At 42.7% G+C, this 2,934-nt stretch carries 2 protein-coding genes and 1 pseudogene; 1 reads left to right on the top strand and 2 read right to left on the bottom strand.

From position 1 onward, the window contains the following. Nucleotides 1–652: UDP-N-acetylmuramoyl-tripeptide--D-alanyl-D-alanine ligase (locus tag QZZ35_RS10710; protein ID WP_291237396.1), on the bottom strand; the 652-nt coding region annotated here is incomplete at its 3' end. A 150-nt stretch (nt 653–802) separates the two neighbouring features. Between QZZ35_RS10710 and QZZ35_RS10715 the strand changes: the two genes are divergently transcribed. Then, entirely contained in the window at nt 803–2,176 is a 1,374-nt protein-coding gene (locus tag QZZ35_RS10715) for a sodium-dependent transporter (protein ID WP_291237395.1), read from the top strand. A gap of 48 nt (nt 2,177–2,224) precedes the next feature. On the opposite strand, the pseudogene QZZ35_RS10720 reads toward QZZ35_RS10715, so the two are convergent. Next, a pseudogene (locus QZZ35_RS10720) lies at nt 2,225–2,934 on the bottom strand (M18 family aminopeptidase); the annotation flags it as partial.

Consider the following 2,934-nt stretch of genomic DNA (forward strand, 5'->3'; position numbering starts at 1 on the left):
AAAACATTCTGTTTTTCTCAGTAAAATGCATACCGATTTTTAATTTTTCTTCCATCGTGTGTTCTTTTTTTCCGAACTGGGCAATATGGGCCTCTCCAATGTTAGTCACAACTGCCACATCCGGCTCCACAAAATGAACAAGATTATCCATCTCTCCGAATTCACTGATTCCCATCTCAATAACAGCCATCTCCTGATTTTTTTCCATCCGGAACAATGTCAGAGGCACACCGATCTGGCTATTCTGGTTTCCGGCTGTTTTCATTGTACAAAAACCTGTTTCCAGTGCGGCACTGATCATCTCTTTTGTTGATGTCTTTCCTACACTTCCTGTAATTCCCACAATCGGCATTGTAAACTTTCTCCGATAGTAAGCGCCCAGCATTCCCAAAGCCTTTACCGTATCCTTCACCAGAATATGTACTTCATTTTTATCCGTCACATCTCCGTGAGACATAAATACGGCTGAGGCTCCCTGGTCAAATACCTGGGCGATAAATTTATGCGCATCCACCTTTTCACCGATAATCGGCACAAAAAGACTTCCTTTTCCAGCTTCACGACTGTCAATACAGATATTGTCAATCATCGTTTCCGGATTGCCGGCCAGCAGAGTTCCCCCCACAGCCTTAACAATCTCTTCCACAGTCATTGCTTCCACATTCATCATCCCTTCATCTGATCTAATTCAATACTGCTGATTATAGCAAGAAATCTCCCGACTGTCGATATCTTCTTGACCGTTAACCTGATTTTTGCTATGCTAAACAGGATTATCGTAATTTATAAAAGGGGGAACATTATGGAAAAGAGGGAACATTTTTCATCCAGACTGGGATTTATCCTGATTTCAGCAGGATGTGCCATCGGACTTGGCAATGTATGGCGTTTTCCCTACATTACCGGCAAATACGGGGGTGCCGCATTCGTATTGGTGTATTTGCTGTTTCTTGTCATTCTCGGCCTTCCGATTATGGTCATGGAATTTTCTGTAGGCCGGGCCAGCCAGAAATCAGCTGCAAAAAGCTTCCATGTTCTGGAACCAGCCGGATCGAAATGGCACATTACAGGATATCTTGCTATTCTGGGTAACTATATGCTGATGATGTTTTATACAACCGTAGCAGGATGGATGATTTACTACGTCTACAAAATGATTCGCGGTGAATTTTCCGGTCTCACACCGGATGAAGTCGGCGGTATATTCGTGGGAATGCTCGCTGACCCTAAAGCCATGACATTCTGGATGCTTGTCATCGTACTGCTCTGCTTTGGCATATGCAGCCTCGGACTCCAAAAAGGTGTAGAACGTATTACAAAAGTAATGATGAGCTTTCTTATCGTTATTCTTGTTGTCTTATGTGTACGCAGCATCACACTGGAAGGAGCCGCTGAAGGTATTCGCTTTTATTTAATACCTGATTTTGGCAAGATGCTTGAAAATGGACTCGGTGAAGCCATTTATGCTGCCATGGGCCAGGCATTCTTTACATTAAGTCTCGGTATCGGTGCTATGGCAATCTTTGGAAGCTACATCAGTAAAGAGCACCGCCTTACCGGTGAATCTTTAAATATCTGTCTTTTAGACACCGCCATTGCCTTCATGTCCGGTCTGGTCATTTTTCCGGCATGTTTTGCTTTTGGCGTTGACCCGGGAGAAGGCCCTGGACTTGTGTTTGTGACACTTCCAAACATTTTCAATCAGATGGCTGGCGGACGCATTTTCGGAACATTATTCTTTATCTTTATGACATTTGCTGCCATGTCCACCGTTATTGCTGTGTTTGAAAATATTTTAAGCTTCTCCATCGATTTATGGGGATGGGATCGTAAAAAAGCCGTACTTGTCAACGGCCTGCTAATTATTGTCTTATCTTTACCTTGTGTCCTTGGCTTCAATGTGCTGAGCAATATACAGCCTCTCGGCGCAGGAAGTACAATCCAGGATCTTGAAGACTTTATTATTTCAAATAATCTGCTTCCAATTGGCAGTCTTCTCTATCTTCTCTTCTGTACCCGCAAAAGCGGATGGGGATGGAATAATTTTATCGCAGAGGCTGACTCAGGAAAAGGTATAAAATTCCCACAGTGGGCTCGCTTTTATGTAAGTTATATTTTGCCGGTCATTATCATTTTTATTCTTTTCACGGGCTACTGGCAAAAATTTTTCGCATAATTTATTTCAATAAAAAACCCGATTCATCAATAGAACCGGGTTTTTATTTTACCGAATGGTGTATACACCATCCTCTGTACACTTTATACTGCTCTCAAAAAACGCTTTCGAGGCTTTCACAAGATACTCTGTATCTCTGGCTCCGGCTGTCTCATAAACGGAATGCATGGCAAGCTGGGCCAGACCGATATCCACCGTATTCATAGAAATCTGTGTTTCCGAAATATTGCCCAATGTAGAACCTCCGGCAATATCCGAACGATTAACATATACCTGATATGGCACCTCAGCCTTCTCGCACAGCATCTTAAACACTGCCGAGGATACACCATCGGAAGTATATCTCTGATTGGCATTATATTTAATGACAATACCTTCGTTCATAAAAGGGCGATTGACTGCATCTGATTTTTCCATATAATTTGGATGGGCTGCCTGAGCATTGTCTGCTGAAATCATAAAACTTGAAGCCATCATCCGGCTCCGGTCTGTCTCGTTTATCCCTCTCTCCCGGCATATTCTTAAGACTGTCTCTTTTAAAAAATCTGAAGCAGCTCCCTGCTTTGTTGTACTTCCGACTTCTTCATTGTCCATAACCGCAATCATAGGAATCTGAGAACAGGAGCTGACCGAAATCAATCCTTTCAATGAAGCAAATACACACTGAAGATCATCTAATCGCGGAGATGAAATATAACACCGATCTTTTCCCCATATACTTCCCCGGACTCTTGGATATAAGAACAGATCATGTCCCA

The organism is Frisingicoccus sp. (assembly GCA_016298055.1).
Taxonomy (GTDB): domain Bacteria; phylum Bacillota; class Clostridia; order Lachnospirales; family Lachnospiraceae; genus Frisingicoccus.